Raw genomic sequence first — 271 nt, 5'->3', positions numbered from 1 at the left:
CTTTAATCACGGTTATTGCTCTCACCTATGCTTCTTTACTCGAAGGTTCGCTGTTAACTGAAATTGTATTTTCTTGGCCGGGCTTAGGTCGCTACATTACTGACGACTTACTTGCGGCTGATATGAATGCAGTTCTTGGCGGAACGATTGTCGTCGGTTTAGTGTTCATATTATTAAATTTAAACTCTGAATTGCTCTATAAAGTATTCGATCCCACAGCAAAATAAATCTCAATATCACTAATCATTTCTCATCCAGAAGTGCTAACAAG

1 protein-coding gene is annotated in these 271 nt (G+C 38.4%); it reads left to right on the top strand.

The window, feature by feature from the left end; genetic code table 11:
- Positions 1–227: ABC transporter permease subunit (locus V6255_RS18060; RefSeq protein WP_341629382.1), on the top strand; the 227-nt coding region annotated here is incomplete at its 5' end.
- Between the last annotated feature and the right edge of the window lie 44 nt (positions 228–271).

This window comes from Psychromonas arctica (assembly GCF_038155225.1).
Classification (GTDB): Bacteria; Pseudomonadota; Gammaproteobacteria; order Enterobacterales; family Psychromonadaceae; genus Psychromonas; species Psychromonas arctica_B.
The sequence above is the reverse complement of the archived record's forward strand: the minus strand, read 5'-3'. Positions and strand labels throughout refer to the sequence as shown.